4 protein-coding genes are annotated in these 2,876 nt (G+C 44.0%); 2 read left to right on the top strand and 2 right to left on the bottom strand.

What is annotated here, in order from left to right; all coding sequences use genetic code 11:
- On the top strand, positions 1-425 hold a 425-nt coding region (locus ACFFAP_RS37705), incomplete at its 5' end, for a retropepsin-like aspartic protease (protein WP_375515986.1).
- Between the two features lie 4 nt (positions 426-429).
- Here ACFFAP_RS37705 and ACFFAP_RS37700 read toward each other — a convergent pair.
- A complete protein-coding gene (locus ACFFAP_RS37700; protein ID WP_375515985.1) occupies positions 430-1,314 on the bottom strand; it encodes a LysR family transcriptional regulator in 885 nt (294 codons plus the stop codon).
- A gap of 102 nt (positions 1,315-1,416) precedes the next feature.
- On the opposite strand from ACFFAP_RS37700, the gene ACFFAP_RS37695 reads away from it, so the two are divergent.
- Positions 1,417-2,283, top strand: a complete 867-nt coding sequence (locus ACFFAP_RS37695) for a methyltransferase domain-containing protein (RefSeq protein ID WP_375515984.1) — start codon at positions 1,417-1,419, stop codon at positions 2,281-2,283.
- Positions 2,284-2,294: 11 nt separating this feature from the next.
- On the opposite strand, the gene ACFFAP_RS37690 is transcribed toward ACFFAP_RS37695, so the two are convergent.
- The gene (locus ACFFAP_RS37690; protein WP_375515983.1) at positions 2,295-2,801 is read right to left on the bottom strand and encodes an amino acid ABC transporter ATP-binding protein; all 507 of its coding nucleotides are present in this window, start codon (positions 2,799-2,801) and stop codon (positions 2,295-2,297) included.
- Positions 2,802-2,876: the final 75 nt, after the last annotated feature.

The following is a 2,876-nucleotide window of genomic DNA, read 5'->3' as shown; positions in this document are numbered from 1 at the left end:
GATCATGCCTCAGAATCCGCTTGTCAATAGTGTTTGAGACGCGCTTACCCTGGCATGACTGGCAGCCAAATTATCATGTAAAACTGAAGCATAGAGATATAGAAATGTCTACAACGATGTTAGTAGACTCTGGTGCTGAATTAAGTTTAATTTCCTTCAAAGTCGGTCAAGATTTAGGCTACGCTTTGGCTGATGCAGAATCAAAATTATTAGCAGAAACCATCGGCGGAAGAGTTGAGTATGTTTTACGTAATGTTGAAATGACAATTGATGAACACAGTTTTATTGCTGCTGTGGCATGGTTACAAACTAATACAGGTGGAGAGCAATTACTTTTAGGAAGAGAAGTTGTATTTGATAAATTTAATATTGAGTTTAGGCAAGCTGATGAACAAATTATTTTTACATGGCGTGCAGACAACTAATCAATTAACCACAGATACTCCTGACAACTTGCAGGAATTCCCTTAGTACAGGTGTCATATCCTCTTGTTGCCACACTACAGCCGTTTCTACTAATGGTGTTTTCTCCTCTACAGCGCGATACACCACACCAACCCTCTGAAGATTTTGCAATGAAGACGATGCGATCGCAATCCCCATTCCTGCTGAAACTAACCCGATAATTGTCTGCATTTGAATCGCTTCTTGAGTCACTTTTGGGCTGAAATTTCCTTGCTGACAAAGACTCACGATTTGGTCGTAAAGTCCAGGCCCCAAATGGCGAGGGAACATGATGAAACTTTCATCTGCAAGCGATCGCACTGAAATCTTTTCTTGTTCAGCTAAGGCATGAGTTTCCAACATAGCCACAATTAAAGCTTCTTGCTGAATGCACTCTTGATTAAGTGTGTTGTCTTCTAACGGTGGATGGGCAAAGCCTACATGAATGCGGCGTTTCTGTAACGCTTGCTCTTGCTGAGTTGTGGTTAATTCCTGCAATACCAACTCTACTTCTGGAAACCGTTCTCGGAACCGCCGCAAAATCACAGGAAGCAAATCATAAGTTACCAAACTGGTAAACCCAATTCGCAGTAGTCCCTTTTCACCTCTTCCCGTTTTTTGAGTCAACTCAATTGCTTTTTCCAGTTGAGCTAAAAGTTGATAAGCTTCTTGCAAAAATACTTGTCCAGCTTCGGTTAGCTGTACCTGTCGCTTGGTTTTGCGCTGAAACAGTTCTACCCCCAATTGCGTCTCTAGTTGCTGAATTTGCTGGCTTAAGGGCGGTTGAGCGATGTGCAGTCGCTCGGCGGCTCTACTAAAGTGCAGTTCTTCAGCTACAGCAATAAAGTAGCGCAGATGTCGCAGTTCCATTTTTTGATATTTTATAAGTTTCAATTTTATTAAAATATATATTGGACATCTGAAAACTACCTGCGTATGATACTCGTACAGATATTGCAGGAAGTTAGAGCGATGCAGGAAAAGTATACTCCAGGCTATTCGAGCAATGCGACGAATTTCATGGCAAAACGCAGCTTAGATACTCATGGTGCATTTTTCAAGCCTTATTTACGTCCAGGGATGAAATTGCTAGATTGTGGCTGCGGCCCTGGGACGATCGCTTTGGGTTTAGCAAAAGCGATCGCTCCTGGTACGCTTACAGGTATCGATCGAGAAGCTTCTCAAATCCAGATAGCTGCTGAGAGTGCTTTCACCCAAGGTGTCAGTAATGCTAATTTTCTGGAGGGGAATATTTATGCTTTATCCTTCCCAGATAATTCCTTTGATGCAATCTTTTCCCATGCGCTGTTTGAGCATCTCCAAGAACCAGCGCAGGCGTTACGGGAACTGTGGCGAGTTTTGAAACCGGGGGGAATTGTTGGGCTTCGTAGTCCTGACTGGGGCGGGTTTTTGATTGCACCGTCTACACCAGAACTGGAAAAAGCATTTTCTTATTACAAGTGGCTCCAGCAGCAAAATTGTGGTAATCCTTACGTAGGTAGAGAGTTACGCGCCCTGCTGCGCCAAAGTGGGTTTACTAATATCAAAGCTTCGGCTTCTTATCAATGTTATGAGCCGCTGAGTGAAGCTACAGAATATTTGGCGCTGCTAATTGAGGCTTCTGCAAAGGTCGATCAAGCTGTCGAGGAGGGGTGGACTGATGAGCGATGCCTGCGGTGGTCACTGAGCGCAGCCGTTCGCGCAGCGTCTCGTAGAGAAGTGCGGGCTACGCCTACGCTTACAGCAATGAGCCATGCTTTACGGGAATGGAGTCAGCACCCAGATGGATTTTTTGCTCAAGCTTGGTGTGAAGTTGTGGGATGGAAAAGGTTAGATTAATCAAAGATTTTCTAGAGAATTTGTGACAAAAATTTGCGTGTTCTTTCTTCTTTGGGATTGCTGAAAAATGCGTCAGGGGTAGCTGACTCGACGAGGGAACCGCTATCCATTAAAATAACTCGGTCGGCGACTTCACGAGCGAATCCAACTTCGTGGGTGACGACTACCATTGTCATCCCATCATGGGCAAGACCTCGCATCACATCTAAAACTTCGCGTACCATTTCTGGATCTAAGGCTGAGGTGGGTTCGTCAAACAGCATAATTTTAGGTTGCATGGCTAAAGCATGAGCGATCGCTACTCGTTGCTGTTGTCCACCAGATAACTGTCCTGGATATTTTTGCGCCTGTTCTAAAATTCCCACTCTTTCTAATAGTTGCATTGCCAATTCTTCAGCTTTTGCCTTTGGCGATCGCCGTACCCAAAATAACAACACCAAACAGACAACAGTTAACAAGCTGTTGTACCAAGTACTGAACAGGTTTTTACGCAGCCAAGTTAATTGAGGATTTGTCATTGGTCATTGATCATTGGTCATTAGTCGTTGCTCAAAACTCATATTTCAAGCTTAAAGGTGCAACTTCCGAGTTCA

This window comes from uncultured Nostoc sp., assembly GCF_964245575.1.
Lineage (GTDB): Bacteria > Cyanobacteriota > Cyanobacteriia > Cyanobacteriales > Nostocaceae > Nostoc.
The sequence above is the reverse complement of the archived record's forward strand: the minus strand, read 5'-3'. Positions and strand labels throughout refer to the sequence as shown.

Bases quoted from the DNA above. Each gene is read 5' to 3' on its own strand.
- ACFFAP_RS37700 (WP_375515985.1), bottom strand. From the start codon at position 1,314: ATGGAACTGCGACATCTGCGCTACTTTATTGCTGTAGCTGAAGAACTG.
- ACFFAP_RS37695 (WP_375515984.1), top strand. From the start codon at position 1,417: ATGCAGGAAAAGTATACTCCAGGCTATTCGAGCAATGCGACGAATTTC.
- ACFFAP_RS37690 (WP_375515983.1), bottom strand. From the start codon at position 2,801: ATGACAAATCCTCAATTAACTTGGCTGCGTAAAAACCTGTTCAGTACT.